The organism is Roseiarcus fermentans (assembly GCF_003315135.1).
Lineage (GTDB): Bacteria > Pseudomonadota > Alphaproteobacteria > Rhizobiales > Beijerinckiaceae > Roseiarcus > Roseiarcus fermentans.
The window spans coordinates 45,454-71,397 of sequence record NZ_QNRK01000005.1 but is presented as its reverse complement, the minus strand read 5'-3'; the positions used below and the strand labels follow the sequence as shown (position 1 = coordinate 71,397).

The following is a 25,944-nucleotide window of genomic DNA, read 5'->3' as shown; positions in this document are numbered from 1 at the left end:
CGACCTCATGACGAACCAAGGGAGATTCAGGTCGCCAAAGATTGCGTATAGAATTTCGGCGACAACCCGGTTGCGCGCTTGAAGCCCGTGCTGAATGCGCTCACGGATTGATAGCCGGCTATTTCCGCGATCTCGGTCATAGGCAGGTTCGATGACGCCAAAGCCGCCTTGGCAAGCGTCATACGCCAGTTGGCGAGGTAATCGATCGGCGGCATGCCCATGATGTGGGTGAAGCGCGCGGCGAATGCGGATCGCGACATTCCGACGGCGTTGGCGAGCGCCGCAACCGTCCAGGAACGCCGTGCGTCCTCGTGCATGATGCGCAGAGCCCTTCCGACTTTTGCATCGGCAAGTCCCGCCAACAGACCGCGATCTGAGCCGGGGATGGCGCTTGAGCGATAGCGCAGCGCCTCGATCAGCAAAACCTCGAGCAGACGATCGAGCACGAGCGACCGGCCGGGCCGATCCGCGAGCGCTTCGTCGCCCAACGCCGACAACAACGCGCCGAGACGGGCCACGAGCGTATCCGTCGCGCGCACATGCGCAATCGGCAGCATCAGGCTCGCGACAAGGTCAGCGTTGGCGGGCGCGAAGCTGAAGTTCCCAGCGATGAACCGGGTAATTGTCCCCTTCCTCCCCGCCGAAACCAGCAAACCTGGATCGGCGATCGCCGCCTTGAAGTCGACCGGGGCGCCGCCGCCGCCCCCTGTCATCGTCCAGGGCGGCGGCGCCGCCATCAACATGAAATCACCCGTCGCCAGGTCGAGGCCAGCCCCGTCATCGCGTTCGACACGCGCCGCCCCTTCGATCATCTGGCCGAACACGACAACGTCGGATGGCAGAAAGCGGATCGTCCAGGCGTCATGGGCTTCAACGACGCGCCAGAAGACCGCCTGCGGCTTGAGCAGGGTAATGATCTGGGAAAGCGGGTCCATTATGGACTCCTGGTAAACGAATACGGAGTTACGATTATAGAGAACCCTGCTTTGCCTTGCTAGAAAAAGTCACTGCCGGATGGAACGCCGGGTGAACTTGCCGGCCCATCAGGGCGGCTTCAGCAACAGGAATATTTATCATGATCAGCACAGACCATCTCGAGGCATATCTCAAAGCTATGGGAGCGCGCGATGTCGCCTCGGCAAAGGTCCATATGGCCGATGACGTCGTCATCTACAGCCCTCTCGTCCCCGCGCCTTTCAAGGGCAAGGAGAAGGTGGCGGATGTCCTGGCGGCGCTCCTGAGCACCGTCGACGCCTTCGAGCCGAAGATGCTGCTGCGCGAAAACGCGGACTTCGTCGCCGTCTTCACCATCAAGCTCGGCGACCACACGATCGACGGTATGGATCACATGCACATCAACGAGGCTGGTCTCGTGGACAGTATGACGGTGGCGTGGCGTCCCCTTCCGTCGGTGGTCGCGGTGCAGCAGAAACTCGCTCCGAAACTGGGAGGCCAGGCGATGAAGCTGGTGAACGCCGACTAGAGCGAGATGAAATCAGGTCGAACCAACCCCGTCATTGCGAGGAGCCCCCCGGACTACAGTCCGGGGGGACGGGGTTGCTTCGCTTCGCTCGCAATGACGGAGGGAATGAACCTCAATTCATCATGCTCTAGACTAGGGCTCAATCCTCGAGCTTGCGCGCCTCGTCCGGCAGCATGATCGGCACGCCGTCGCGGATCGGATAGGCGAGCTTGGCCGCGCGCGAAATCAGCTCCTGCCGCGCGGCGTCGTAGACGAGCGTGTCGCGCGTCAGCGGGCAGACGAGGAGTTCGAGCAGGCGCGGGTCCGTGCGCCCTCGCGATGGGGTAGCCTCGCCGGTTTCGGTCTCGTCGTTGGTCATCTGTCGTGGTCTCGGGCCTTGGGGAATGCTGGTCGCGGCCAGCGAAAGTCACAGCCTCGGGATGCGTCTGGCGCGGCCGGCGCTCACGACTGTGAGAAACCTCTCCCGGATCGCGGCGAACAGGCTCGGCGGCAGGACGCCATAGGCGACGGTGGCGTCGGTCCTGTTCGGCAGGCGACGCAGGTCCGGGCCGGGCCAGACGAACTCGTTCCACTCCGTGAGCAGGATCCACGAGCGTCCGTCGTCGAGGCCGAGGCGCTTCTTGGTGACGGTAGGGATTTCGACGGCACTGGCTGGGTCGCCCGGCGGGCTGCGCGTGATCGGCAGAACAAGCACAGCGCCAAGGATCACTTCAACTCGGAGTCGCGGCGCTCGAATTCGGACGGGACACTGGCGCTTTGAACCGCTTCGATCCACGCGTCGGACAGATCGGCGGTCAATCCGGCCCGGCGATCCCGCCGCTTCAGGCGCGCCCACTCTTCGGCTGACATGACCACGAGCGAATCGCGCCCGTGCTTGGTGATGACGACGGGCTCGCGCCGCGCCCTGTCGCTCAGAGCCCCGAAGGCAGCCTGAAATTCGCTCGCCGTGACCCTTGTTTGTTGCATCCCCACATCTCCGATTTGGCCAAAATAGCGAAAATAGCCAAATCCGTCAATTTCCTCGGTCATGCGATCAGGGGCGAGCGCAGCCACCCGTAGCCGCGCTCGCCCCGATGGCCCTCAAAAATGCAGCGCGCTCGCCTGTCGCACGCCCTTGAGCTTGCCGACCTCCTCCAGCACCGCCGAGGGGACCGGGCCGTCGACCGCCACCAGCGCAATCGCCGAGCCGCCCTGCTCGTCGCGGCCGAGGGCGAAGGTGGCGATGTTGACCCCCGCGTCGCCGAGCAGGCTCGCGAACCGGCCGATGAAGCCCGGCTTGTCCTCGTTGGTGACATAGATCATCGACGGGGTGAATTCCGCGTCGATCTTGATGCCCTTGATCGACAGAATCCGCGGCTTGCCGTCGTGGAACACGGTGCCGCCGATCGAGCGGGTCTGCTCCTTCGTCGTCACCGTGAGGGTGATGAAGCTTTCGTAGTCGCCCTGGGCGGCGCGGGTCACTTCCTCGATGACGATGCCGCGGCTGGCGGCGACCGCGGGGGCCGAGACGACATTGACGTCCTGAAGCGACGGCCGCAGCACGCCGGCAATCGCCGCCGAGGTCAGCGCCTTGATCTTCAGATCGGCGACCGCGCCGTCGTAGGCGATGGCGACCTTCTCGATCGGCGCGTGGGTGAGCTGGCCGGCGAACGAGCCGAGCCCTTCCGCGAGCGCGATGAACGGCCTCAGCTTCGGCGCCTCCTCGGCGGTGATCGAGGGGAAGTTGACCGCGTTGGAGATCGCGCCGCGGATCAGGTAGTCGGACATCTGCTCGGCGACCTGCAGGGCGACGTTCTCCTGCGCTTCGCTGGTGGAGGCGCCCAGATGCGGCGTGGCGATGAAGTTTGGATGGCCGAACAGCGGGTTCGCCTTGGCCGGCTCCTCGACGAACACGTCGAAGGCCGCGCCCGCCACCTGGCCGCTGTCGAGCGCCGCGCGCAGCGCGGCCTCGTCGACGAGACCGCCGCGGGCGCAGTTGATGATGCGCACGCCCTTCTTGGTCTTGGCCAGATTCTCGGCCGACAGGATGTTCTTCGTCTGGGCGGTGAGCGGCGTGTGCAGGGTGATGAAGTCGGCGCGGGCGAGCAGGTCGTCGAGCTCGACCTTCTCGACGCCGATCTCGGCGGCGCGCTCGAGGCTCAGGAACGGATCGTAGGCGATCACCCGCATCTTGAGGCCGACGCCCCGCGTCGCGGCGATCGAGCCGATGTTGCCGCAGCCGATCACGCCGAGGGTCTTGCCGGTGAGCTCGACGCCCATGAAGCGGTTCTTCTCCCACTTGCCCGCCTGGGTCGAGAGGTCGGCGGCGGGAAGCTGGCGGGCGAGCGCGAACATCAGCGCGATGGCGTGCTCGGCGGTGGTGATCGAATTGCCGAACGGGGTGTTCATCACGATCACGCCGCGGGCGGTGGCGGCCGGGATGTCGACATTGTCGACGCCGATGCCGGCCCGGCCGACGACCTTCAACTTCGTCGCCTGTTCGAGCAGCTTGGCGGTGACTTTCGTGTTCGACCGGATCGCGAGGCCGTCGTAGTCGCCGATGATTTTGGCGAGCTCGTCCTTGTCGAGACCCGGTTTGACGTCGACCTCGACGCCGCGCTCCTTGAAGATGGCGACGGCGGCGGGGGAAAGCTTGTCGGAAATGAGAACGCGAGGAGCCATGGGAAAGACCTCGAGGGGCGGCCGCGACGGCCGCATGGAATGTCGGGAAGGAGCGCCCGCGCCGCTACGGCCGGGCGCTGACGTCGTTCAGGCGGCCTTGGCGAGCTTGGCCTTTTCGACCGCGAAGGCGTAGTCGAGCCAGCGCGTCAGCGCTTCGACGTCGGCGGTCTCGACCGTCGCGCCGCACCAGATGCGCAGGCCCGCCGGAGCGTCGCGGTAGGAGCCGATGTCGTAGGCGACCTTCTCTTTTTCGAGGAGGCCGGCCAGCGCCTTGGCGAAGGCGGCCTGCGCCTCCGCCGGCAGCGCGGCGACGGCCGGATCGACGACCTTGAGGCAGACGCTGGTGTTGGAGCGCGTCGCCGGAACCGCGGCCAGGTTCGCGATCCAGGGGCTCGTCTCGACCCATCGGGCGAGCGCCGCCGCGTTGGCGTCGGCCCGCGCGATCAGCGCCTTCGCGCCGCCGAGGCCCTTGGCCCAATGCAGCGCGTCGATATAGTCCTCGACGCACAGCATCGAGGGGGTGTTGATCGTCTCGCCCTCGAAGAAGCCCTCGGTGAGCTTGCCGCCCTTGGCGAGCCGGAAGAGCTTCGGCAGCGGCCAGGCCGGGGTGTAGGCAGTCAGCCGCTCGGCCGCGCGCGGGCTGAGAATAATGACGCCGTGCGCGCCTTCGCCGCCGAGCGCCTTCTGCCAGGAGAAGGTGACGACATCGAGCTTCGGCCAGTCGAGGTCCTGGGCGAAGGCCGCCGAGGTGGCGTCGCAGATGGTCAGGCCCTTGCGGTCGGCCGGAATCCAGTCGGCGTTCGGCACGCGCACGCCCGAGGTGGTGCCGTTCCAGGTGAACACGACGTCGTTGTCGAAATCGACCTTCGCGAGGTCCGGCAATTCGCCGTAGCCCGCCTTCAGCGTGCGGGCGTCCTTGATCTTGAGCTGCTTGACGATGTCGGTGACCCAGCCGTCTCCGAAACTCTCCCAGGCGAGCACGTCGACGCCACGCGCGCCGAGCAGGGTCCAGAGCGCCATCTCGACCGCGCCAGTGTCGGAGCCGGGCGTGATGCCGATGCGGTAGTCGGCCGGGACGCCGAGCACCTCGCGGGTCAGGTCGATCGCGAGCTTCAGCCTGGCCTTGCCGAGCTTGGCGCGATGCGAGCGCCCGAGGGGCGCGTCTTTCAGGACTTCGGGGGTCCAGCCGGGGCGCTTGGCGCAGGGGCCGGAAGAAAAGCAAGCGTTGGCGGGCTTCGCCGCAGGCGTCTCGATCGTCATCACCAGAGCCATCCTTTCAGATGGAAGCCTCTCGTTGGGGAGAGGTGTCCCGCCGTCGCCATTATCCGATCCGATCCGGGTTGGCAATCCGCATCGCGAACGGTTTTTTCGCCGGCGCCGCGAGGGTCGCCATGCCCGCCCGTGCTGTCCGGTCGATCGCGGCCCGCCGCGGCAAGGGTTAACGCTTCCTCAATGAGGCTGCGCCAAGCTGATGCAATGCCTACGGATTTTCAACCGGCGCCGGACCTGACGCTCTCCGGATTTCCGTTCGTCGCCGCCCTGGCCGACAGCGCCGACCCGCAGGACAGGCGGATCTGGCTGCGCGTCGCCTGCGACCATTTTGTTCTGGCGGGGCGCGCCGACGCGCGAGCGATCGAGCGTTTCGCCGACGCGGTCGGCCGCCAACTGGAGACGGCCGACAGGGCCGCCGTCCTGGAAGCCGCGCGAAAACTCGCCCCGTGCCCGCGGACGCCGGCGCGGCTCCTCGACCGGCTGGCCGACGCCGACCCGGAAGCGAGCGACTGCGTGCTGGAACACGGGCGCGCCTTCACCTCCGCCGACCTCGTCGGCGCGATCGGGCGCGGTTCACGGCAAGCGCTCGCGGTCGCCCGGCGGCCCGGCCTCGATTCCAGGCTGATCGGCGCGCTCGTCGCGCGGGACGAGGCCGATATCCTCGTCGCGCTCGCGGACAATCCGGGCGCGCGGCTCCAGGGCGCGGTCGTCGCCGGCCTCATGCGGCGCGCCAGAGCGCTCGCCGAAGACCGCGGCGACCGCCGCCTCGCCGAGAGTCTGCTGCGCCGCCGACCGCTCGGCCCCGAGCACGCCGCGCTGTTCCTTCTCGCCGATCCGCCTCAGCGGGTCGAGATCCTGATCGCCGCGCAGCGCGACCGGCTGGGCAGGCCTCGCGGGCTGCCGGCGGCGGCCGCGCCGCAGACGATCGAGGCGCTGGAGCTGGCGGCCGTCGCCCGTCAGCCGAGGCTTTTCGTCGCCACCCTGGCGAAGGCCCTCGGCTGCGGCGAGGCGCTCGCACAACGGATCGCCGACGACCCGTCGGGCGAACCGCTCGCCGTCGCCCTGGCGGCGCTGGGCGCGCCCGGCGAGGTTGTGGTGCGCGTTCTGATCGCCGGCGACCTCGCGGCCGGCGGGGCCTATGGCCGCATCCGGTCGCTGGCGCGGCTCAACAGCGCCCTCGACCGCAACGCGGCGATGGCGGTGATGGCGGCGCTGTGTGGACAGCCCGCGCGCCGGCGAACGGACGGGCCCGCGGAGGCCGCGCTGCGCGAACCGGCGGCGCGGCGGCGCGAGCGCGCCGCGATCCGGCCGCAGCGCAAGGCGGCCGGATAGGGCGCCCGCGGCTCAGCCCAGGAATGGCAGGGCGGTCGGGAGGAAGAACCCGAGGCCGACCAGCGCCGCGCCGATGGCGCCGAGTCCGATGCTGATCCAGAGCAGCGCGGCGATGTCGGTGATGATCGACGCGGACGCCAGAACGATCGCAATCTGGGTGAGGCCGCTGCCGAACTCGTAGCGCTCCAGCCGGTGGTTGGCCAGTTCGCGCGCCTCGGTCGCTTCGTGCGCCCGCTCCTGGATCTTCTCCAGGCTGTCCTCGGGATGTTTCGGCTCGTGCTCATAGCGCTCGACCGCCGCGTGGAACGTCTCGATCTGCTTGTCGAACGCCTCGCGGGCGTTGGGGTCGGCGACGGCCGCCTTTTCCGCTTCCAGAAGCTGCGCGCCGGACTCGGCGATCGTCGCGCGGATCTTCTTGGCCTGATAAAAGTTGAACAGGTCGACAGCCTCGATGTTGCTTTCGGTCGAAAGATGCTGCGCTCGCTTGGCGCCCGCCTCGGACAACGCCAGCAACAATGCCAGAAGGGCGATGACGAGCGCCGCCCTCCGGTCTTTTTCCTTGGCCTCGACCGCTGTCTCGACCGGATCTTCGCTCATGTTCGCCCCTCCATCTCGTCCACTCTCGCGACTTCGCCTTCAGGCGCCGGGCGTGCGGATCCGGGCCGTGTCGATCGCCGAAGGCTCGCGGTCGGCGGGAAGGCCTGCCCCGCCCGACGCCGCGACGGCGGAAAAGAGCCGCACGACCTCGCGCCCGAGACGGCCGATCGACTCCCGCAACGCCGCATCGTCCGCGTCATAGTCGCCGGCCGGCGCAGCCAGTCGGGCCGCGAGCGCGGCGACCGTCGCGGCCATAGCCGCCTCCCTGTCGGGAAGCGCCGCTTTCGCCTGATTCGTCAACACACCCACGCCCCGCAACCCCGACCGCCACGATCGCGCCCACGATCGCAGCCGGCGTCATCCTCCGGAACGGAGGCGCTCCGCCTGCGCGGAGGCTGACGGAAAGCGTCGGGAAGCGCAACCGCCTCTGCGCAGGGAATCGCGAAGGCGTCCGTCGGCGTCGCTCAGAACGGGTTCCAGGTCGCGCGTTGCGTGAATTTCAGGTAGCCGAGATTGACTCCCAGCCGCGCGCCGACGCCGGTCCGGATCGGCACCACGACGACGCCCGCGGCGTCGAGCGCGGTGAAGCTGAAGCCGCCGACGAGATAGGCCGAGCCGTTGACTCCGCCGAACCGCTGATAGATGGCGCCGACCGCGGGCAAATTATAGACAAGCATCATGGTTCGGTCGCCGTCGCCGCCCCAGTCGAACCCCAGCGAGGGTCCCTGCCAGAACACCGGCTGATCGCCCGCGTTGCGGGTGAACATCTTGCCTTCGCCGTAGCGCAGGCCGCCGATGAAGGCCCCGGAGGCTTCCTGGCCGAGAATATACGCGTTGGGAAGGCCCCATCGGCGCGCCGCCTCCTGCACCGCTTCAGCGAGGCCGCGCGAAAGGCCGCCGAAAAACTTGTGGCCGCTGTCCACGACTTCGTCGACCGAGAAGGTTTCCGGGGGCGCGTCCGCCGCAGCCCGCGCGCACAGCGCCAGCGGGCTGGCCGCGGCCATGACAAGGGCTTCCCGACGCGTCAGTCTCGCCATCGCAATCGCGCTCCTTCGCCACGCCCCGACGCGCGCCCGAATCCCGAGCGCTTGGGCGAATCGTCGCCGAGGCGGCGCCGCGATTGTCCGGCGCGGACATTAACCGATGATTAACGTTAGCGAAATCGCGCCGCCGCGGCCGGATCGCCCCAGGCGATGAACGATCCGTTGCGCAGCTTGGCGTCGGCCTTTCCGTAGGCCAACGGGGCGCCCGACGCCGTGAGCACGACGCCGCCCGCGGCGCGCAGCACGGCGTCGCCGGCCGCAGTGTCCCATTCCATCGTCGGTCCGAACCGGGGATAGACGTCCGCCAGCCCCTCGGCGACGAGGCAGAACTTCAGCGACGACCCAGCCGCCCGCCGCTCGCCCACCGGCAGGCGGGCGAGGAAGGCTTCGGTCTCGGCGTCGGCGTGCGACCGGCTCGCGACGGCGACCAGCCGCTCCGGCGCGGCGCGCGCGCCGATCGCCGTCCAGGCGGCGCGCCCAGGCAGTCCGGACCCGACCGGGACATCGCAGACGAAGGCGCGGTCGCCGGCGAACCACAGCCGGGCGAGCGCCGGCGCGTAAACCGCCCCGGCCACCGGTTTTCCTCCCTCGATCAGCGCCACGTTGATGGTGAACTCGCCGTTGCGGGTGATGAACTCCTTGGTCCCGTCGAGCGGATCGACGAGCAGGAACCGATCCGCGATCGCGACCTGCCGTCCCGCCGCGGTCATTTCCTCGGCGACCACGGGCGTGTCGGGCAGGGCGCGGGCGAGGCGGTCGCAGATGATCGCCTCCGCGCGCTCGTCGGCAAGCGTGACGGGGCTGCCGTCGGACTTGGACGATACGGCGGCGTCAGCCGCGTACACCTCCATGACCGCCGGTCCCGCCGCGAGCGCGATGTCGGCCAAAAGGACGGCGAGGTCTTCGCGGGCCGTGTGGTTAAGGTCTGTCAAGAGCGTTCCCCGTCATCAAGCGCGGCGGCGCGCCATCGCCCGCCCGACGTTCCGCATGCGTGTCCGGCGCCTTCAGGTGTCGCGGCGACGACGCGAATCGGATATTCGAGCGGTAGCGCCCCGGCGCCTCGGCGACATCGCCCGCCGGCGCGGAACGCATTGACCATAGGACCGGCCGCTTGACAATCGCCCCGCTCGATCTCGCCGCGCTGCTGTGCTCACGTCTGTGCCACGACGTGATCGGTCCAGTCGGCGCCATCATCAACGGCCTCGAGGTGCTCGACAGCAACGACGCGGAGATGCGCGGGATCGCGATGGACCTGATCCGGAAGAGCGCGGAATCCGCGTCGGCGCGGCTCCAGTTCTGCCGGCTCGCCTTCGGCGCCTCCGGCTCGCTCGCCGCGGCGATCGACACCGGCCACGCGGAAACGGCGGCGCGCGAGATCTTCAACACCGACCGCACCACCCTCAGATGGGAGGCGCCCCGGCGCCTGGCGCCGAAGAACGCGGTCAAGCTTCTTCTGAACCTCTGCCTCATCGCCGCGAGCGCGGCCCCGCGCGGCGGGGTGATCACCGCCGAGATGACCGGCGAGGGCGAGGATCTGTTCATCCGCGTCGGCGCGGTCGGAGGAAACGTGAAACTGTCGCAGGCCGTCGCCCACGCTCTCTCCGGTTCGGAGCCCGAAACGATCGACGCCCACTCGATCCAGCCCTATTACGCGACGCTGCTCGCCGGGGAGTGCGGCCTGACCATCGACGCCGTCGCGACGGCGGGCGCGGTGACGCTGACAGCGAAGCGCGCCGCATAAGGCGCCCCGGCGGCGCGACGAACGCGCCGCGCTACTCGTTGACCGGCGTTTCGTCGCTCATCGGGTTCGGCGCCGGAGTCGGCAGCTCCTGATCCGGATCCGACTGCGCGGCGTTGAAGCCATAGGGCGAACGCAACCTGCGACGCCTTCCGCGCGCCGGGAACCGGACTTCGCCCGATTCGGTCCCGTCACCGAACGGCTGCGGCGCCGGCTCGTTGGGCGCTGCGACATCGGCCGGCGTCGTCTCGACGACCTGAGGCGGCGGCAGCGCGTCGGATTCCGGCGCCGGCGGTCTCGCGGGTCCGGTGATGAACGACGGCAACGTGGGCGCCGCGACCGCCTCGGGCGGGCTCTCGCGCGGCGGCTGAGGCTGACCGGGATCGCGGTACGGCCGGAATTCGCGCGGCGGGCGGCCGTCGCGATTCTGCCGGTTGTCGCGATAGCCCTCTCCTCGATCGTTGAACGGCCGGTCCTGGCGAGGACCCCGGTCCGGAAAGCGGCCACCCTGTCGATCCTGCCGCGGCTGGAAGCCGCTGCGGTCGTTCTGACCCTGTCGTTCGGGATCGAAGGCCGGCCGCTCGACGAAGGGCTGCGGCGCGTTCGGGGCGCCCGGCTGGGCCGGGAAGCCGTTCTGCGGCGGCTGGAATGCCGCCGCCCGTTCCGCCGGCGAGGCGAAGCGGTCGGTCAGCGCGCTGTAATCGTCGTCGTCGTCCAGGTCGTCGCTGTCGCCATCGCCGATCGCGCGAGGCTGGCCGCCCTGCGCCACCGCCTGCGCGGCTTGCGCCGCCGCGATGATGCGGAAGTAGTGCTCGGCGTGCTGGAGGTAGTTTTCCGCGGCCACGGGATCTCCGCCGGTGTGCGCGTCGCGCGCCAACTGGAGGTATTTCTCGGCCACATGTTGCGCGTTGCCACGAATCTTCACGTCGGGGCCGTTCGATTCGTAGGATCGCGTCAATGGGTTCGGTCCTCGCCGGCCGTTGGTCGGCCTGCCGCGCATCCGCTTGTTGTTCTGATTTGGTCTCATAGCCTTTCCCAATTCGCCGTCGTGTTGCGCTCGTCGTCGGCGCAGGCCGCGCCGGCGCAGGAACGCATCCGATCAATCCGTCAAGTGAGGATTGCCGCCGGGCTCGTCGCGCCGACGACAAAGCTCAGCCCCCTCTGCCCATGCCCCGCCAGACTGATGCGCTGCGCTCGCACGCCGGTCCGCGCCCCATTCCCGGCTCCGACAACTCCCGCGCTCGTTACGGCGTCCGTCTTTCGCGCTGCTTTCTGGTTTAAATAACGACCGGAGCCGGCGTCGCGCTGGATTCGAGAGATTCTCTCAACGCTATCGTGTTCGTCAGATCGAGCGGCGCACTCTCGGAGCTGCGCCCCTCCGCCCCACACTTGACGTCGCTTGACCGAGCCGGCCCACGGCGATTCTTGAAATGAGGATACCTTCTTTTCGTTCTTTCGCCAAGCGCCGAATCATCGCCAACGACACGACCCGGCCCGGCGCCCGTCAGTTCGACGGTTGCGCCGCCGACGCGGGCCGCTGCGCGGCGGCGGTCGGCGCCGGAGACGCGGCCACCGGCGCTCGATACCCTTTCGGAGGATCCGTCAGCCAGTCCCGATCCGGCTCGGGACCCAACGTCGTCGGGCCTTTGTTCAAGCCGACCCAGCCGAGCGGGTTGAGATTCCCCAGCACCGACGACGATTCGGCCTTGGCGCCGGCGCCAAGCGTCGCCGCGCTCTCGGGCTGGTCGGAGGCGCGCACGGTGACGGGGGCGTTGGGGAAGCCTTGCAGCCCGCGCAGACGCACGTCGCCCACCCCCGCGATCTTCTTCTTCTCGTTCTCCTTCGCGGTCTTCTTGCGCTGGATCTCCTGATTCACCGGCCAGGCGCCGCCGCTCGTCGCCGCAGAACCCCCGGGCGGAGGAAGGTCCATCGACTTCGGCACGACGAGCTTGCCGTGCTCGTGATAGTCGATCGGGTCCTTCTCCTCGTTGCCCAGCCCGACGACCGGACCGAAGATCGAGCCGATGCCCTCCCACAGCGGCGCCGCCCCGTCGTCTCCTGCGCGCGCCGCGGTGGAGCCGAGACAGGACGCGGCGGCGGCCAGGGCGATCAACGTTCCTCGGAATCCGATGTGCATCCCCTAATCTCTCACGAAGCGCGGCCCGGCGCGATCCGGCCTCCGTCCGGTCCAAGCCGGAAACACGCGACCGTTTCATTCCCGCAAATTCTGGCTATTCCATGGCGTCGGACGGAGCGCCGCCCCCAGACCGGCGCTCCCCGGCGCGCGCGCCGAACGCCAGGTCGAGAATCAGCAGCGCGACGCCGACATTGATCGCGGCGTCGGCCAGGTTGAACACGAAGAAGTGCCGACCGAACGCGTGCAGGTCGAGATAGTCGACCACCGCGCCATGCGTCAGCCGGTCCAGCGCGTTGCCGAGCGCTCCGCCGACGATCGCCCCGAGCCCGGCCGCGGACAGAAACGAACGGCTCGAAACCAGCCACCATCCGAGCAGAACGACCGCCGCGAGCGTCACCGCCAGCAGCGCGGCCCGGCCGGCGGCCGTGTCCTGGGTGAACAGACTGAACGAGATCCCGCGGTTCCAGCGCAGGACGAGATCGAGGAACGGTCCGAGCGGCAAGGCGTCGCGCGCGGCGTCGGCGCGCGCGAGGACGGCGAGCTTCGCCGCCTGATCGGCCAGCAAGACCGCCGCGGCGATGGCGGCGCCGAGGGCGCGCGGCGTCACGTTGGACGGCCGAGCGCCCGAAGCTCGCGAAGCGCGGCGGCGTCTCGCGGACTGACGTCGGGAAAACCGGGCGCGGCGGTCGCGGGGTCGAAGTAGCGCCACGAGCGCGCGCATTTGATCCCCCGGGCCCGCTCGACGACCACCGCCACGTCGGGCAGGTCGGGCAGGCGGAAAGCGCCGTCCGGGGGGGCGCCCTCCGTCTCGATGACGATGTCCGACGTGATGCAGACCTCGGCGAAATCAACCCCCCGCAGCGCCTCGACATGCTCGGGGCGGGAGAGCCAGACGCGCGGGGCGGCCTCCAGCGACGATCCGATCGCCTTGTCGGCGCGGGCGATCTCGATCGCCCCGGTCACCGCCAGGCGCAGGGCGCGAATCGTGTCCCATTTGCGCGCCAGCGCCTCGTCCCGCCATGTCTCCGGGATCGCCGGGAACTGTTCGAGATGGACCGACCGGGCGTCGGGGTTGCGGGAAGCCCAGGCCTCCTCCGCGGTGAACACGAGCACCGGCGCGAGCCAGACCGTGGCGGCGCGGAAGATGCGATCGATCGCCTCGAGCGCGCCGAGTCGCCGCGCGCTCGACGGCGGATCGCAATAGAGCGCGTCCTTGCGAATGTCGAAATAGAAGGCGGAGAGGTCCGCGTTCATGAACGCCGACAAGAGCGAGATCACCCGGGCGTAGTCGAAATTCGCATAGGCCTCGCGCACCTTGCCGTCGAGGTCGGCGAGCTTGTGCAGCATCAGCCGGTCGAGTTCGGCCATGCCGGCGAACCCGACCGACGTGGCGGGGTCGAAGTGCGCCAGCGTGCCGAGCATCCAGCGGATGGTGTTGCGCAGCTTGCGGTAGTTGTCCGAAACCGCCTTCAGAATCTCCGCCCCGATGCGCTGGTCGTCGGAATAGTCGACGCTCGCCACCCACAGGCGCAGGATGTCGGCGCCCGAGGCGCGGATCACGTCCTGGGGAAACGTCTGGTTGCCGAGCGACTTCGACTGCTTGCGGCCCTTCTCGTCGAGCGTGAAGCCGTGGGTCAGGACGATGTCGAAAGGCGCCCGGCCGCGCGTGCCGCAGCTTTCGAGCAGCGACGACTGAAACCAGCCGCGATGCTGGTCGGAGCCCTCGAGATACATCACCTCGTCCGGACCGCCATCGACCGCACGCCGAATTCCGGCGAGCCCGGGAAAATGCACACTGTCCTCGAGGACGAAGGCGTGCGTTGAACCGGAGTCGAACCAAACCTCGACCAGATTGTCGACCTTGTCGTAATCGTCGGGATTGTGCTTGTCGCCCAGGAAACGCGACTTTGCCCCCTCGGCGAACCAGGCGTCGGCGCCCTCGGTCTCGAAGGCGGCCGCGATCCGCGCGTTGACCTCCTCGTCGTAAAGAACCTCGTGCTCGCCTTTGCGCACGAAAATCGCGAGCGGCACGCCCCAGGCGCGCTGGCGCGACAGCACCCAGTCGGGCTTGTTGGCCACCATGCCCTTGATGCGGTTCTCACCGGTTCTCGGCACCCAACGGGTGCTTTCGATCGCCTCGACCGCGAGCTCGCGCAAGCTTTTTCCACCCGAAGCGTTGGCGAACGGCCGGTCCATCGCGAGGAACCATTGCGGCGTATTGCGGAAGATGACCGGCTTCTTCGACCGCCAGCTATGCGGATACTGGTGCTTGAGTTTGCCGCGCGCAATCAGGGCTCCAGACTCGATCAAGGCCTTGATCACCGCGTCGTTGGCGTCGCCCTTCTCCCCCTTCTCGGTCAGGACGCGGCGGCCCGTGAACCCCGGCGCTTCGTCGGTCAGAACCCCGTCCTCATCCACTGTGTAGGGAATGCGCGTGTCGACGCCCCGCTGCTGGAGAAGCCGCGTACTGGCGGTCCAGAGTTCGAAGTCCTCGCGGCCGTGGCTGGGCGCGGTGTGAACGAAGCCCGTGCCGGCGTCCTCGGTGACGTGATCGCCTTCGAGCAGCGGGACGACGAAGCCGTAGCCGAGGCGGCGCAGCGGATGCGCGCAGACCGTCGCGGCGAGCGCGTCGCCGCTGACGTCGCCGAGGCGTTCGAAGCCCGTCGCCTTCGCCGCCTTGAGCGCGCCCTCGGCGAGCGAATCGGCGAGAATGTATGTCGAACCGACCTTGGCCCAATTGTCGTCCGAAGCCTCGGTCACCCGATAGCGGCCATAGGAGACCCGGCGCGAAAAGGCGATGGCCCGGTTGCCCGGGATCGTCCACGGAGTCGTTGTCCAGATAACGATCTCGGCGTCGTCGCCTTCGACCGGGAAGGCCACGTAAATCGTGTCGCTGGTGTGATCCTCGTACTCGACCTCCGCCTCGGCGAGCGCGGTCTTTTCGACCACACTCCACATCACCGGCTTCGAACCGCGATAAAGCAGCCCATTGGCGACGAACTTGAAGATCTCGCGGGCGATCTGCGCCTCGGCCGGATAGCTCATCGTGAGATAAGGGTGGTCCCAGTCTCCGATGACGCCGAGGCGCTTGAATTCCTCGCGCTGAACGTTGAGCCAATGTTCGGCGTAGGCGCGGCATTCGCGCCGGAACGCGATGATGGCGGCGGGGTCGGAGAAGTCGGGCTTCACTTTGCCCTTCTTGCGATAAAACTCCTCCTCGACCTTCCATTCGATCGGCAGGCCATGGCAATCCCAGCCGGGAACGTAATTTGAATCTTTGCCGGCCATCTGATGGGAGCGGACGACCATGTCCTTCAGGATCTTGTTCAGCGCCGTGCCGATATGGACATTGCCGTTGGCGTAGGGCGGCCCGTCGTGCAGCACGAACTTCGGCCGGCCCTTTCCGCTCTCGCGCAGCTGCGCGTACAAATCCTCGCGCGCCCAGCGCGCCAGAATCTCCGGCTCCTTCTGCGGCAGCCCCGCCCGCATCGGAAAATCCGTCTTCGGCAGATACAGCGTCTGCGAATAGTCGAAGGCTGTGTCGGGCGCGTCGGTCATGAGAATTGCGGGCCAGGATGGGGATGGGACAAGTGGCGAGGGAATTAGAGGATTTCCCTCAAATCGCCAAATCGGACGTCAGGAGGCGGCGGCGAGGATCGCGCGGGCGCGCGCGATGTCGCGCTTCATCTCCTCGACGAGGGCTGCGAGCGAGTCGAACTTTCGCTCCTCGCGAATGCGCTCCACGAACTCGATCGTCAGCCCGCGCCCGTAAAGATCGCCGGCGAAGTCGAGGAGATGCACCTCGAGCAGCGGCGGCCCGTTGTCCACGGTCGGCCTGACGCCGAAGCTCGCGACCGCGGGATGGGTTCGTCCGTCCACGGTCGCGAGCACGGCGTAGACCCCGTGCGCCAGCCGGTTGGTCGGGGCGAGCGCGACGTTGGCCGTCGGCACCCCGAGCGTGCGGCCGAGGCGCTGGCCGGCGATCACCGGGCCGGAGACCGCGTAGCGGCGGCCGAGACAGGAGGCGGCGTCCGCGACGTCGCCGCGCTCGAGCGCCCGGCGGATGGCGGTGGAGGAGACGATGCGGGCCGCCTCGCCGTCGCCGGTTTCGACCTTGGCGACGATCTCGACGGCGAAGCCGTAGCGGCGGCCGGCGTCCTCGAGGAAGGCGGGACCGCCCGTCCGCCCCTTGCCGAAATGGAAGTCCCAGCCGACCACGACGGCGCCGGCGCCGAGCCTCTCGACGAGGATGAGGCGGACGAAGTCGTCCGCGGGCAGGCCGGCGAGCGCGGCGTCGAAGGTGAAGAAGACGATTCCGGACAGCCCGAGGCGTTCGGCGACCCGCGCCTTGAGATCGGGCGGCGTCAGCCGGAAGGCCACCGGGCGCTCGGCGAAAAAATCGGCCGGATGCGGCTCGAAGGTCAGCAGCGCGCTCGGCGCCCCGCGCGCCTCGGCCAGGCGACGAGTCCGGTGCAGAACCGCCTGATGGCCGAGGTGGAGCCCGTCGAAATTGCCGATTGCGTAGACCGCGCGTTCCAGCCCTCTTGGCGGCGACGCCGGGTCCTTGGCGACGACGAAGCCGCTTGTCATGCCGTCCTGCGGTCCCCGGGTTCGCGCGCCCCTGCCGCGACAGCCGGCGCTGCGGAGTAGTGCCTCTCCCGCACGGCGCGGTCAAGCGTGCGCATGCCTGAGCGCCGGGTTGGGTGGAACGCTCAGGACCCCCTCGCCCTCGAGCACGACCTTGTCGCCGACGCGGCACTCGCACTTCAGCCGGACGCGCCGTCCTTTCTCCGTCAGGTCCGCCACCTCGACGCTGACCTCGATCACGTCGCCGATCTTGACCGGCCCGAGAAAATTCAGGCTCTGCGAGATATAGACCGCGCCGGGGCCGGGCAGCCGCATCCCGATCACCGCCGAGATCAGGCTGGCGGTGTAGAGGCCGTGGACGATCCGGGTGCCGAAGCGGGTCTTGCGGGCGAAATGTTCGGACAGATGAATCGGATTGTGATCGCCCGACAGCTCGGCGAAACCGATGACGTCCTCGTTCTCGACGGTCTTGGTGATCGTCTCCCGCATTCCGATCGTGAGATCTTCGAAATAAAGCGTCTGAAACATCGACTTCTGCATGGGCCCCGAGCCTTTCGAACAGGCGCCGGGCATCCTTTCGCGAAGGCCCCGGCGGCGACGCCCTCGTCCCCGATCAACAGTCCTATTTTGAAAGTCGGGACGGATCAATTCGCATTGCGGACCGCCGGTCGAATTCCCGCGGCGCGCGTCACCCCTCCAGCGAGCCGATCGCCGCGACCGGCCGAACGCCGAACTCCTGACAGAGCCGTTCGAGCCTCGCGGCGCTCGCCGGGCGTTCGAGGACGTCGCCGTGCAACGCGGCGCGATGGATGCCGCGCGTGACGAGCAAGGCGTCGAGCCCCGCGCGCGCCGCCCCGGCGATGTCGGTCTTCATGCCGTCGCCGACCGCGAGCGCGCGCCGCCGGTCGATCGCCCGCCCATGCGCCCTCTCCGCGAGCGCCAGCGCGCGCGCGTAGATCGGCGGGTACGGCTTGCCGGCGTAGACGACTTCGCCGCCCAGCGCCTCGTATCGGCCGGCGAGCGCGCCGGCGCAGTAGATCAGGCTGTCGCCGCGATGAATCACGATGTCCGGGTTGGCGCAGATCATCGGCATCCCGCGGGCCGCCATCGCGCGCAGTTCCGTCTCGTAGTCGTCGAGCGTTTCGGTCACGTCGTCCCTGAGCCCGGTGCAGAGGGCATAGCGGGCCTCCTCGAGCGGCAGGAGCCGCGGCGCGCGCCCGGCGGCCTCGTGGGCCGCTTCGAACAGGCTCAGATCGCGCGCCGGGCCGATGTGGAAAACCGGATCGTCGATCCGCTCCGCGATCAGCGCGATCGTCACGTCGCCCGAGGTGGCGATGTCGTCGAACGCGTCGGACCCGACGCCGAGCCGCTGAAGCTGGCGACGGATCGGGGCCGACGGGCGGGGCGCGTTGGTGATCAGGACGACGGCGCCGCCGCGCCGGCGATAGGCGGCGAGCGCCCGGCTGGCGGGCGGGAAGGACGCCACGCCATTGTGCAGAACGCCCCAGACGTCGCACAGAACGACGTCGTAGCGATCGGAAATCTCGGCAAGGCCCGCAATCGGACGAACCGGGCCGGTCTGGTTTTCGTTTGACATGCCGGCCGGCTAGGGCCCGCCCTCGCCGCTGTCAAGCCCGCCCGTCCTTGACGCGCGTCCGGCCGCTTCCTAACTATCGTGTCCGAAAGCGGCTCCGCCGCGCAACGCCGAGGGCGAGATGGCCGACGCATCGATCACAACCAAAGTCACGGACGCGAGCTTCGAAACCGACGTCGTCAACGCCAGCGAGCCGGTGGTCGTCGATTTCTGGGCCGAATGGTGCGGTCCGTGCCGGATGATCGCCCCCTCGCTCGAGGAGATCGGCAAGGAAATGCAGGGCAAGGTCAAGATCGTCAAGCTCAACGTCGACGAGAACCCGGGCGTCGCCGGCAAGTACGGCATCCGCTCGATCCCGACTCTGATGATCTTCAAGGGCGGCAAGAACGTCGCCACCAAGATCGGCGCGGGCCCGAAGAGCGAGCTCAGCCGCTGGATCTCCGCCGCGGTCTGATCCGGGCGCGGGCCGCCGCGGCCCGCGCCTGAACGGCGCGCGTCTCGCGCGCCCTTCCCGGTCACACCGGAAGGCGGACGGCGGCTCTCAGACCGCCCATCGGGCTGTCGGTCAGCATGATGTCGCCGCCGTGCGAGCGGGCGATGTCGCGGGCGATCGCAAGCCCGAGGCCGGATCCCCCCTCGTCCTGGTTCCGGGCCTCGTCGAGGCGATAGAACGGGCGGAACACCTCCTCCCTGTGCTCCGGAGGGATGCCGACGCCGTCGTCGTCGACGACCACCGAGACGAACTGGCGTTCCCGCCTCGCGCTGATCCGCACATGATCGGCATGGCGCTCCGCGTTGGCGAGCAGATTGCCGACGCAACGCCTGATCGCCGTCGGCCGGACGAAGATGTCGAGGTCGCCGTCCGTCTCGAGGCTGACCTCGGCGCCGTGCCGCCCGGCGTCGGCGCGCAGATCCTCGAGCAGCGCGCCGACGTCTGTGCGAACCGCCGACTCCGCCGTGTCGCCGCGCGCGAAGGCGAGATAGCCTTCGAGCATCCGGCCCATCTCGTCGACGTCCTTTTGCAGGAGTTCGCTGTCGGCCGAATTGTCGAGCAGCGCCAGCGACAGCTTGAAACGGGTCAGCATCGTGCGCAGGTCGTGGCTGACCCCGTTGAGCATCGCGGTGCGCTGTTCCGTCGCCCGCTCGATCCGACGCTTCATTTCGATGAAGGCCCGGCCCGCCTGTCGGACCTCCCGCGCGCCGTGGGGGGTGAAGTCGGGGTCGCGGCCCTTGCCGAAATCCTCCGCCGCGCGGGCGAGCCGCAGGATCGGGCGAATCTGGTTGCGCAGAAAGATGATGGCGACCGACAGGAGCGCGATCATCGCGCCGAGCATCCACAGGATGAAGATATGCGCATTCGCCTCGTAGGCGAGCGCGCGGCGCGTCACCAGCCGCAGCACCTGGTCGCCGAGATCGACGCGAATCTCCATCAGGCCCGACCGGCCGATGGTGTCGACCCAGAAGGGGCGCCGAAGCTGGGTCTTCAGCTCGTTCGGCAGCGTGCGGCTCAGCGGGTCGAGCGCGTCGAAGAACGAGCGCGGCAGCGCCGGCGGCAGCGGCCCGGCCGGCAGCAGGGTCGCGTCCATCCGGAAGCGCTCCGCGGCGAGCTGGGACAGCACCGTGTCGTCGACGCCCGGCGGCGCCCGGCTGTAGAGGTCGGCAAGCGCCGCGACGTCGCGCGCCACGCTCTCCGACAGCCGCCGCGTCACGAGCTCGAAATGGTGTTGCATGAAGGCGAAGGTGACGGCCGTCTGCAACAGCACCATCGGCAGGATGACGATCAGCAGAGACCGCTTGTAGAGGCCTTTGGGCAGGAATTCCGCAAGGCGACGCGCGCCGCGCCGCCACAGGTCGCGGATGCGCGCGAGATTGCGCAGCGTGCGAAAGGACGGCCGGGCGATCATCCGTCGGCGACGAGTCGGTAGCCGGCGCCGCGCGCCGTCTGCAGATAGACGGGGTTGGCGGGGTCGCGCTCGATCTTGCGCCGCAGCCGGTTGATCAGCACGTCGACCGTGCGCTCCTGCGCGGCGCCGCCCGAGCCGGACAGCGCCTCGCGCGTGACGCTGGCGCCGGCTGCGGCGCAGAGCAGGCGCAACATCTCCCGCTCGCGCTCGGTGATCCGCACCAGTTCGTCCCCCACGCGCAGTTCGCCGCGCTCGAGCGAGAACGTGAACGGTCCGAACCGGACGACCGAGGCTTCCGGCTTGCCGACCGGTTCGGCGCGGGTGCGACGCAGCACGGACCCGATCCGCAGGAGCAGTTCGCGCGGATCGAAGGGTTTGGCGAGATAGTCGTCGACGCCGACCTCGAGCCCGCGGACGCGGTCCTCCGGCTCGCCGCGCGCGGTCAGCATCAGGATCGGCACCTGGGAGCGCTGACGCAGATCCGCGGCAAGGTCGAGCCCGCTCTCGCCCGGCATCATGACATCGAGCACGATGATGTCGAAGGCGAGGCCGTCCAGGAAGCCGCGCGCTTCCGCCGCGTTGGCCGCCACCGTCACGCGATGCCCGTTCTTCATCAGGTAGTTCGACAAGAGGTCGCGCAGCCGGCGATCGTCGTCGACGACCAGCACGTGCGCAGCGTCGTCCTGGGGCGGCGCGAGGGTCAAGGCTGTCTGGCTCCGTCCCTGCGCGGGCCGCCGTCGTCCTGCGGGTCGATCATCGCGCTCAGGAAACGGGCCGCCGATTGCCGGCCGGAAGGGCCGAGCCGGTCGAGCGCGGCGGCGAACCGGCGGGTTTGCACCTCGGCGAGCCGCAGCGCCAGGCGCTCGCCGGCCGGCGTCGCATAGAGTTCGCGGCGACGGCGATCGAGGGCGCCCTCGCGCGCCTCGATGAAGTTCGTTTCGACGAGCCGCGCGAGCACGCGATTGAGGCTCTGCTTGGTGATGCGCAGGATCTCCAGAAGCTCGGCGATGGTCAGCCCGGGCCTGCGGCTGACGAAATACAGCACCCGATGATGGGCGCGGCCGAAGCCGTAGGACTCGAGCAGCCGGTCGGCGTCGCCGACAAAGTCCCGATAGGCGAAAAACAGGAGCTCGATCAGGTCGTACATCGGCGCGTCGTCCCCGCGCGGGCGGAGCGTCGGGTCGGTTGCGGCGGATCGGGACGGCATGGAATCGGTCATTAGGTCAGCATCATTGACTTAATTCCTGGGGTCGGCTATCGATGCAGCCGGTCCCGACGCCCTGCATGTAACGCCAAATCCGCGGATTCCAAACCGGCGCGACCGGCGAAGAGGAAACAGTCATGAACGACAGCGCTTTTGCGGATCGCGACGGATGGATCTGGCTCGACGGGCGAATGATTCCCTGGCGCGACGCGAAGGTGCACGTGCTGACGCATGCGCTCCACTACGCGAGTTCGGTTTTCGAGGGCGAGCGCGCCTACGGCGGCGCGATCTTCCAGTCGACGGCGCATTCCGCGCGGCTAAAGGCGTCCGCCCGGATTCTGGATTTCGACATCCCGTGGACGGTCGAGGCGATCGACGCCGCCAAGGCCGAGGTGCTGCGGCGGAACGATCTCGCCGACGCCTATGTCCGGCCGATCGCGTGGCGGGGAGCGGAGACGCTCGGCGTGTCCGCGCCGTCGAACGCGATTCATCTCGGGATCGCCGCCTGGGCCTGGCCGAGCTACTTCGATCCGGCGCAGCGGATGCGCGGCGTCCGTCTCGATCTCGCCGACTATCGGCGGCCCGACCCGCGAACCGCGCCGTCGCTGGCCAAGGCGAGCGGACTCTACATGATCTGCACCCTGTCGCGCCACCGCGCGGAGCGGCGCGGCTTCGCCGACGCGCTGATGCTCGACTGGCAGGGCCGGGTCGCCGAATGCACCGCCGCCAATGTCTTTTTCGTGAAGGACGGCGCGCTCCACACGCCGGTGGCGGACTGCTTTCTCTCCGGGATCACCCGCGCGAGTGTGATCGACCTCGCCCGCGCGCGCGGGCTCGCCGTGATCGAACGGCGAATCTGGCCGCAGGAACTCGGCGGGTTTTCCGAGTGCTTCCTGACCGGCACGGCGGCGGAGGTGACCCCGGTCGGCGCGATCGGCGACATCGCCTACACGCCCGGCGCGGTCACCAAGGCGCTGGTCGACGCCTATGCCGACGCCGTCCGTCCGCGGCGCAGGGCGGCGTAGCGGGTCGGCGGCGGCCTCACGGCTCGGCCGTGACGAAGCTTTCCATCACCAGCTTGCGGCCGGCCTTGTCGAAATCGATGGTGAGCTTCGGCCCGTCGGCCGACACCACGCTGCCCGGCCCGAACTTGACGTGGAAGACCCGCGCGCCCTCTTCGAACCCGGACGCGGGCGCGGCGCGGACGACGGCCTTGCCGTCGAACGAACGCCCCGCCGCGGCCCTGCCGAAGCCCGACCCGTCGCCGCGTTGGCGGAAAACCTCCGCCCGCCGCGAGCCGGGGGTCTCATAGCGTCCGCCGAAGCCGGCCGCGTCGAACCGCGACACGCCGTAGCCGCCGAAGGCGGCGGCGCCTTCCGTCTCCTCGACCGCGATGTGGTCGGGCGGCAGCTCGTCGATGAACCGCGACGGCGCCGAACTCTGCCACAGGCCGCGCATCCGCCGGTTGGCGGCGTGATAGATTTTCGCCGTCCGGCGCGCCCGCGTCAGGCCGACATAGGCGAGCCGGCGCTCCTCCTCGAGCCCGGCGCGGCCGTTGTCGTCGAGCGCCCGCTGGTTCGGGAACAGCCCCTCCTCCCAGCCGGGCAGGAACACGAGGTCGAACTCGAGGCCCTTGGCGGCGTGCAGCGTCATGATCGACACGCGCTGGCCGGCGTCGGCGCTTTCGACGTCCATCACCAGCGAGACATGCTCGAGAAAGGCGCCGAGGTCGGGGAATCCGCCCATCGACCGCACCAGTTCCTTGAGGTTGTCGAGGCGGCCGGCCGCGTCCGGCGTCCGCTCCGCCTTCCACATGTCGATGTAGCCGCTCTCCTCGAGCACGAGCTGCGCCGCCTCCTCGTGCGGGATCTCCTCCGCGGCCTTTCGCCAGCGGTCGAAGCTTAAGAGCAGGTCGCGCAGGAGCTGGCGCGGCCGCGCCTTCAGTTCCTCGGTCTCGATCAGCATCTGCGCCGCGCGCATCAGCGAGACGCCGGCGCGGCGGCCGAATTCGTGCAAAATGGCGAGGGTCGCGTCGCCCAGGCCCCGCTTCGGCTGATTGTAGATGCGCTCGAAGGCGAGGTCGTCGTCGGGCTGCGCCACGCAGCGCAGATAGGCGAGCGCGTCGCGGATCTCCGCCCGCTCGTAGAAGCGCGGGCCGCCGATCACCTTGTACGGCAGCCCCATGGCGATGAACCGCTCCTCGAATTCGCGCATCTGGGACGACGCCCGCACCAGAATGGCGACGTCGTCGAGCGAGACGCCGTGGCGTTGCGCGTCCTCGATCGCGTCGCCGACGACGCGCGCCTCCTCCTGGCTGTCCCAGACTCCGATCACGGTCGGCCGGTCGCCGAGGGGCGCGTCGGTGAACAGCGTCTTGCCGAGCCGCCCCTGGTTGTGGGCGATCAGCCCCGCCGCGACCGCGAGGATGTGGCCGCCCGAGCGGTAGTTGCGTTCCAGCCGGATCACCCGCGCGCCGGGAAAATCCTTCTCGAAGCGCAGGATGTTGTCGACGTCGGCGCCGCGCCAGCCGTAGATCGACTGGTCGTCGTCGCCGACGCAGCAGACGTTGCCGCGCCCTTGCGCCAACAGCCGCAGCCACAGGTACTGGACGGCGTTGGTGTCCTGGTACTCGTCGACCAGAATGTAGCGGAAGCGGCTCTGGAAGGCCGCCAGCACGTCGGCGTTCTCGCGGAACAGCCGCAGCGCCTCCAGCAGCAGGTCGCCGAAATCGACGGCGTTGAGGGTCTTCAGCCGCGCCTGGTAGGCGGCGTAGAGGGCCGCGCCCCGCCCGCCGGCGAAGGCCGAGGATTCGCCCGCCGAAACGTGGGCCGGGTCGAGGCCGCGGTTCTTCCAGCCGTCGATCAGGCTGGCCAGCGCGCGCGGGGGCCAGCGCTTGTCGTCGAGGTTTTCCGCCTGCAGGATCTGCTTGATGAGCCTCAACTGGTCGTCGGTGTCGAGAATGGTGAAATTGGGCCTGAGGCCCACCAGTTCGGCGTGCATGCGCAGGATCTTGACGCCGATCGAATGGAACGTGCCGAGCCACGGCATGCCCTGATGCGAGCCGGTGAACAGGCTCACCCGCTCGCGCATCTCGCGCGCCGCCTTGTTGGTGAAGGTGACCGCCAGGATCTCGTGCGGCCGCGCCCGGCCGGAGGCGATCAGATGGGCGATGCGGGTGGTGAGCACGCGGGTCTTGCCGACGCCGGCGCCGGCGAGCACCAGCACCGGCCCGTCGAGCGCCTCGACGGCTGCGCGCTGTTCCGGGTTCAGCCCCTCGAGATAGGGCGCGACCCGGCCGTGCCCGGCGCGGGCGACGCGCGGCGCCGGTTCGAACGACGGAAAGGCTTCCGCCTCGGGATTGTCGGGAGACTGCGCCACGGAACGAATCATGCGCCGGCAACGTGAGGGGCGCAACCGGGTTTGTCGAGCCCCTGAAGGCCTAGCACTCACAGCCCGCCTGGGAAGGCGGAAGGCTCGTCCGCTCTGACTCAAATATTATGAGCGCGTCGTGCAAATACATTTACAAAAGGAATGGTCCGCAACATGATTGTTCTGCCACCAGCGAATTCTCTGTCGGTGCAGGGAGCTTGGATGGTTTTCTCTCCCTATTCACGCGTTTCTGGCACCTTGGTTTGCACTACTCAAGCATGTCGGTGCTTTCAGTGTCGGGCGGGTCCGAATTTGTATCGGTTTGCTCGGACGTGTCCTCGCCCAGGGGCCGACCTTCGAGCCAATAGCCCCCTGACTTGAGACGGACGATTCCTTCCGTCGGCCCTGCGCGCCACAACATTGTGGACAAGACCATCTCGGGATTCGATCCATGCATTCTTAGCCCTCTCGCCGAAAGAGCTGTGAACAACTCTGATCTCGAAATCGGTACGTCCCGACTTTCGATTATCTCCCTCGCTGCCGCTGCAACCTCCTCTTTTTTAGAATTTCCGAATTTCTGGCTGGTTGCGCCGGAATCTGTACCAGAATGAGACACATCCTCCGGATGGGCAGAAACTACCGGCTGGCCGCTGAACTTTTCCCACTGAGAAATAAACGTATTTATTTCAGCAAGTTGAGCCTTAAGCCGCTTGGTACGCGCTTCGCTTTCGCTGATTTTGGCCTCGATTCGCGACCGCTCCCGAACCGCGTTCATTATCGCCGTGTCTGACATGCGAGCGCCCTTGAAGGAGCGTGACGATACAGCGTGTCGCCTCTAGCGGCAATCGGTGCCGCGTATCGGGGCAAGGGGCTAGATACAGATACGCCGGGTTGCAGAATCGAAATTCGACGCGTATGAACTTCTTAGCCTAAACGCCAACGGCTCCAGAGGAGGCTGCAACCTCCAAAGGAGCCGTTGTTTGGGTCACCGGGCAGGACCAGTCACAGAGCTGCTCGGGGATA

The 25,944-nt window shown here is 68.5% G+C and carries 27 protein-coding genes; 5 read left to right on the top strand and 22 right to left on the bottom strand.

Translation table 11 applies throughout. From position 1 onward, the window contains the following. Positions 1-26 precede the first annotated feature (26 nt). Positions 27-935: an AraC family transcriptional regulator gene (locus DFR50_RS05715; protein ID WP_113888237.1), complete on the bottom strand. Its 909-nt coding sequence runs from the start codon at positions 933-935 to the stop codon at positions 27-29. 140 nt (positions 936-1,075) lie between these two features. On the opposite strand from DFR50_RS05715, the gene DFR50_RS05710 reads away from it, so the two are divergent. Continuing rightward, the gene (locus tag DFR50_RS05710; protein ID WP_113888236.1) at positions 1,076-1,483 is read left to right on the top strand and encodes a nuclear transport factor 2 family protein; all 408 of its coding nucleotides are present in this window, start codon (positions 1,076-1,078) and stop codon (positions 1,481-1,483) included. Positions 1,484-1,622: 139 nt separating this feature from the next. Here the strand turns inward: DFR50_RS05710 and DFR50_RS05705 are convergent, their stop codons facing one another. The 5 genes from DFR50_RS05705 to DFR50_RS05685 form a co-directional block, all read right to left on the bottom strand. Beyond that, on the bottom strand, positions 1,623-1,841 hold the full coding sequence (locus DFR50_RS05705; RefSeq protein ID WP_113888235.1) for a Trm112 family protein: 219 nt from the start codon (positions 1,839-1,841) through the stop codon (positions 1,623-1,625). A 48-nt stretch (positions 1,842-1,889) separates the two neighbouring features. Further along, positions 1,890-2,192 (bottom strand): hypothetical protein, encoded by a 303-nt coding sequence (locus DFR50_RS05700; RefSeq protein WP_210208815.1) that lies wholly within the window; start codon positions 2,190-2,192, stop codon positions 1,890-1,892. Beyond that, a complete protein-coding gene (locus tag DFR50_RS05695) occupies positions 2,189-2,536 on the bottom strand; it encodes a type II toxin-antitoxin system Phd/YefM family antitoxin (protein WP_245427353.1) in 348 nt (115 codons plus the stop codon). Before DFR50_RS05695 ends, DFR50_RS05700 begins: the two co-directional genes overlap by 4 nt. Before the next feature lie 27 nt (positions 2,537-2,563). Continuing rightward, positions 2,564-4,144 (bottom strand): phosphoglycerate dehydrogenase, encoded by a 1,581-nt coding sequence (gene serA, locus DFR50_RS05690; RefSeq protein ID WP_113888359.1) that lies wholly within the window; start codon positions 4,142-4,144, stop codon positions 2,564-2,566. A gap of 87 nt (positions 4,145-4,231) precedes the next feature. Then, entirely contained in the window at positions 4,232-5,404 is a 1,173-nt protein-coding gene (locus DFR50_RS05685) for a phosphoserine transaminase (RefSeq protein WP_113888358.1), read from the bottom strand. Between the two features lie 216 nt (positions 5,405-5,620). Between DFR50_RS05685 and DFR50_RS05680 the strand changes: the two genes are divergently transcribed. Then, complete coding sequence (locus tag DFR50_RS05680; RefSeq protein WP_170153062.1) at positions 5,621-6,748, top strand: DUF2336 domain-containing protein; 1,128 nt, start codon at positions 5,621-5,623, stop codon at positions 6,746-6,748. Positions 6,749-6,760: 12 nt separating this feature from the next. On the opposite strand, the gene DFR50_RS05675 is transcribed toward DFR50_RS05680, so the two are convergent. The 4 genes from DFR50_RS05675 to cysQ form a co-directional block, all read right to left on the bottom strand. Continuing rightward, positions 6,761-7,345, bottom strand: a complete 585-nt coding sequence (locus DFR50_RS05675) for a DUF4337 domain-containing protein (protein WP_113888233.1) — start codon at positions 7,343-7,345, stop codon at positions 6,761-6,763. A 39-nt stretch (positions 7,346-7,384) separates the two neighbouring features. After that, positions 7,385-7,600 carry a hypothetical protein gene (locus tag DFR50_RS05670; protein WP_113888232.1) on the bottom strand — a complete coding sequence of 72 codons (216 nt, stop codon included), beginning with the start codon at positions 7,598-7,600 and terminating at the stop codon, positions 7,385-7,387. A 209-nt stretch (positions 7,601-7,809) separates the two neighbouring features. Beyond that, positions 7,810-8,382: a DUF1134 domain-containing protein gene (locus DFR50_RS05665; protein ID WP_113888231.1), complete on the bottom strand. Its 573-nt coding sequence runs from the start codon at positions 8,380-8,382 to the stop codon at positions 7,810-7,812. Between the two features lie 116 nt (positions 8,383-8,498). Beyond that, entirely contained in the window at positions 8,499-9,320 is an 822-nt protein-coding gene (gene cysQ / locus DFR50_RS05660; protein ID WP_245427349.1) for a 3'(2'),5'-bisphosphate nucleotidase CysQ, read from the bottom strand. A gap of 179 nt (positions 9,321-9,499) precedes the next feature. Between cysQ and chpT the strand changes: the two genes are divergently transcribed. Continuing rightward, positions 9,500-10,129: a histidine phosphotransferase ChpT gene (chpT, locus tag DFR50_RS05655; protein ID WP_245427347.1), complete on the top strand. Its 630-nt coding sequence runs from the start codon at positions 9,500-9,502 to the stop codon at positions 10,127-10,129. A gap of 31 nt (positions 10,130-10,160) precedes the next feature. Here chpT and DFR50_RS33290 read toward each other — a convergent pair whose 3' ends face one another. From DFR50_RS33290 to DFR50_RS05620, 7 genes are all read right to left on the bottom strand, one after another. Then, positions 10,161-11,084: a DUF4167 domain-containing protein gene (locus tag DFR50_RS33290; RefSeq protein WP_425376065.1), complete on the bottom strand. Its 924-nt coding sequence runs from the start codon at positions 11,082-11,084 to the stop codon at positions 10,161-10,163. A gap of 546 nt (positions 11,085-11,630) precedes the next feature. After that, positions 11,631-12,263, bottom strand: a complete 633-nt coding sequence (locus DFR50_RS05645; protein ID WP_113888228.1) for a hypothetical protein — start codon at positions 12,261-12,263, stop codon at positions 11,631-11,633. A gap of 94 nt (positions 12,264-12,357) precedes the next feature. Then, positions 12,358-12,870, bottom strand: coding sequence for a signal peptidase II (lspA, locus tag DFR50_RS05640; RefSeq protein ID WP_245427345.1), 513 nt, complete (start codon positions 12,868-12,870; stop codon positions 12,358-12,360). Further along, on the bottom strand, positions 12,867-15,821 hold the full coding sequence (ileS, locus tag DFR50_RS05635; RefSeq protein WP_113888226.1) for an isoleucine--tRNA ligase: 2,955 nt from the start codon (positions 15,819-15,821) through the stop codon (positions 12,867-12,869). Before ileS ends, lspA begins: the two co-directional genes overlap by 4 nt. A 78-nt stretch (positions 15,822-15,899) precedes the next feature. Further along, a complete protein-coding gene (locus DFR50_RS05630; protein ID WP_113888225.1) occupies positions 15,900-16,853 on the bottom strand; it encodes a bifunctional riboflavin kinase/FAD synthetase in 954 nt (317 codons plus the stop codon). An 81-nt stretch (positions 16,854-16,934) separates the two neighbouring features. Then, positions 16,935-17,390 carry a MaoC family dehydratase gene (locus DFR50_RS05625; RefSeq protein WP_113888224.1) on the bottom strand — a complete coding sequence of 152 codons (456 nt, stop codon included), beginning with the start codon at positions 17,388-17,390 and terminating at the stop codon, positions 16,935-16,937. 148 nt (positions 17,391-17,538) lie between these two features. Further along, a complete protein-coding gene (locus DFR50_RS05620) occupies positions 17,539-18,447 on the bottom strand; it encodes a TIGR01459 family HAD-type hydrolase (protein WP_113888223.1) in 909 nt (302 codons plus the stop codon). A 118-nt stretch (positions 18,448-18,565) separates the two neighbouring features. Here DFR50_RS05620 and trxA point away from each other — a divergent pair, with 118 nt between their 5' ends. Continuing rightward, a complete protein-coding gene (gene trxA, locus DFR50_RS05615; RefSeq protein WP_113888222.1) occupies positions 18,566-18,898 on the top strand; it encodes a thioredoxin in 333 nt (110 codons plus the stop codon). A 61-nt stretch (positions 18,899-18,959) separates the two neighbouring features. On the opposite strand, the gene DFR50_RS05610 is transcribed toward trxA, so the two are convergent. From DFR50_RS05610 to DFR50_RS05600, 3 genes are read right to left on the bottom strand one after another with little or no spacing between them, the layout of a single operon-like run. Then, positions 18,960-20,348 carry an ATP-binding protein gene (locus DFR50_RS05610; protein ID WP_113888221.1) on the bottom strand — a complete coding sequence of 463 codons (1,389 nt, stop codon included), beginning with the start codon at positions 20,346-20,348 and terminating at the stop codon, positions 18,960-18,962. After that, positions 20,345-21,052, bottom strand: a complete 708-nt coding sequence (locus tag DFR50_RS05605; protein WP_245427343.1) for a response regulator — start codon at positions 21,050-21,052, stop codon at positions 20,345-20,347. The genes DFR50_RS05610 and DFR50_RS05605 overlap by 4 nt, the downstream gene beginning before the upstream one ends. After that, complete coding sequence (locus tag DFR50_RS05600) at positions 21,049-21,567, bottom strand: MarR family winged helix-turn-helix transcriptional regulator (protein WP_113888219.1); 519 nt, start codon at positions 21,565-21,567, stop codon at positions 21,049-21,051. The genes DFR50_RS05605 and DFR50_RS05600 overlap by 4 nt, the downstream gene beginning before the upstream one ends. Positions 21,568-21,689: 122 nt before the next feature. On the opposite strand from DFR50_RS05600, the gene DFR50_RS05595 reads away from it, so the two are divergent. Further along, positions 21,690-22,577, top strand: coding sequence for a branched-chain amino acid aminotransferase (locus DFR50_RS05595; protein WP_113888218.1), 888 nt, complete (start codon positions 21,690-21,692; stop codon positions 22,575-22,577). A gap of 16 nt (positions 22,578-22,593) precedes the next feature. On the opposite strand, the gene DFR50_RS05590 is transcribed toward DFR50_RS05595, so the two are convergent. Both DFR50_RS05590 and DFR50_RS31225 read right to left on the bottom strand, forming a co-directional pair. Continuing rightward, complete coding sequence (locus DFR50_RS05590; protein WP_113888217.1) at positions 22,594-24,942, bottom strand: ATP-dependent helicase; 2,349 nt, start codon at positions 24,940-24,942, stop codon at positions 22,594-22,596. Positions 24,943-25,189: 247 nt separating this feature from the next. Beyond that, a complete protein-coding gene (locus DFR50_RS31225; protein WP_147262661.1) occupies positions 25,190-25,714 on the bottom strand; it encodes a hypothetical protein in 525 nt (174 codons plus the stop codon). Positions 25,715-25,944 lie beyond the last annotated feature (230 nt).

Coding starts and splice junctions, on each gene's coding strand:
- DFR50_RS05715 (WP_113888237.1), bottom strand. CDS start 935: ATGGACCCGCTTTCCCAGATCATTACCCTGCTCAAGCCGCAGGCGGTC.
- DFR50_RS05710 (WP_113888236.1), top strand. CDS start 1,076: ATGATCAGCACAGACCATCTCGAGGCATATCTCAAAGCTATGGGAGCG.
- DFR50_RS05705 (WP_113888235.1), bottom strand. CDS start 1,841: ATGACCAACGACGAGACCGAAACCGGCGAGGCTACCCCATCGCGAGGG.
- serA (WP_113888359.1), bottom strand. CDS start 4,144: ATGGCTCCTCGCGTTCTCATTTCCGACAAGCTTTCCCCCGCCGCCGTC.
- DFR50_RS05685 (WP_113888358.1), bottom strand. CDS start 5,404: ATGACGATCGAGACGCCTGCGGCGAAGCCCGCCAACGCTTGCTTTTCT.
- DFR50_RS05680 (WP_170153062.1), top strand. CDS start 5,621: ATGCCTACGGATTTTCAACCGGCGCCGGACCTGACGCTCTCCGGATTT.
- DFR50_RS05675 (WP_113888233.1), bottom strand. CDS start 7,345: ATGAGCGAAGATCCGGTCGAGACAGCGGTCGAGGCCAAGGAAAAAGAC.
- DFR50_RS05670 (WP_113888232.1), bottom strand. CDS start 7,600: ATGGCCGCGACGGTCGCCGCGCTCGCGGCCCGACTGGCTGCGCCGGCC.
- DFR50_RS05665 (WP_113888231.1), bottom strand. CDS start 8,382: ATGGCGAGACTGACGCGTCGGGAAGCCCTTGTCATGGCCGCGGCCAGC.
- DFR50_RS05645 (WP_113888228.1), bottom strand. CDS start 12,263: ATGCACATCGGATTCCGAGGAACGTTGATCGCCCTGGCCGCCGCCGCG.
- ileS (WP_113888226.1), bottom strand. CDS start 15,821: ATGACCGACGCGCCCGACACAGCCTTCGACTATTCGCAGACGCTGTAT.
- DFR50_RS05630 (WP_113888225.1), bottom strand. CDS start 16,853: ATGACAAGCGGCTTCGTCGTCGCCAAGGACCCGGCGTCGCCGCCAAGA.
- DFR50_RS05625 (WP_113888224.1), bottom strand. CDS start 17,390: ATGCAGAAGTCGATGTTTCAGACGCTTTATTTCGAAGATCTCACGATC.
- DFR50_RS05620 (WP_113888223.1), bottom strand. CDS start 18,447: ATGTCAAACGAAAACCAGACCGGCCCGGTTCGTCCGATTGCGGGCCTT.
- trxA (WP_113888222.1), top strand. CDS start 18,566: ATGGCCGACGCATCGATCACAACCAAAGTCACGGACGCGAGCTTCGAA.
- DFR50_RS05610 (WP_113888221.1), bottom strand. CDS start 20,348: ATGATCGCCCGGCCGTCCTTTCGCACGCTGCGCAATCTCGCGCGCATC.
- DFR50_RS05600 (WP_113888219.1), bottom strand. CDS start 21,567: ATGACCGATTCCATGCCGTCCCGATCCGCCGCAACCGACCCGACGCTC.
- DFR50_RS05595 (WP_113888218.1), top strand. CDS start 21,690: ATGAACGACAGCGCTTTTGCGGATCGCGACGGATGGATCTGGCTCGAC.
- DFR50_RS05590 (WP_113888217.1), bottom strand. CDS start 24,942: ATGATTCGTTCCGTGGCGCAGTCTCCCGACAATCCCGAGGCGGAAGCC.
- DFR50_RS31225 (WP_147262661.1), bottom strand. CDS start 25,714: ATGTCAGACACGGCGATAATGAACGCGGTTCGGGAGCGGTCGCGAATC.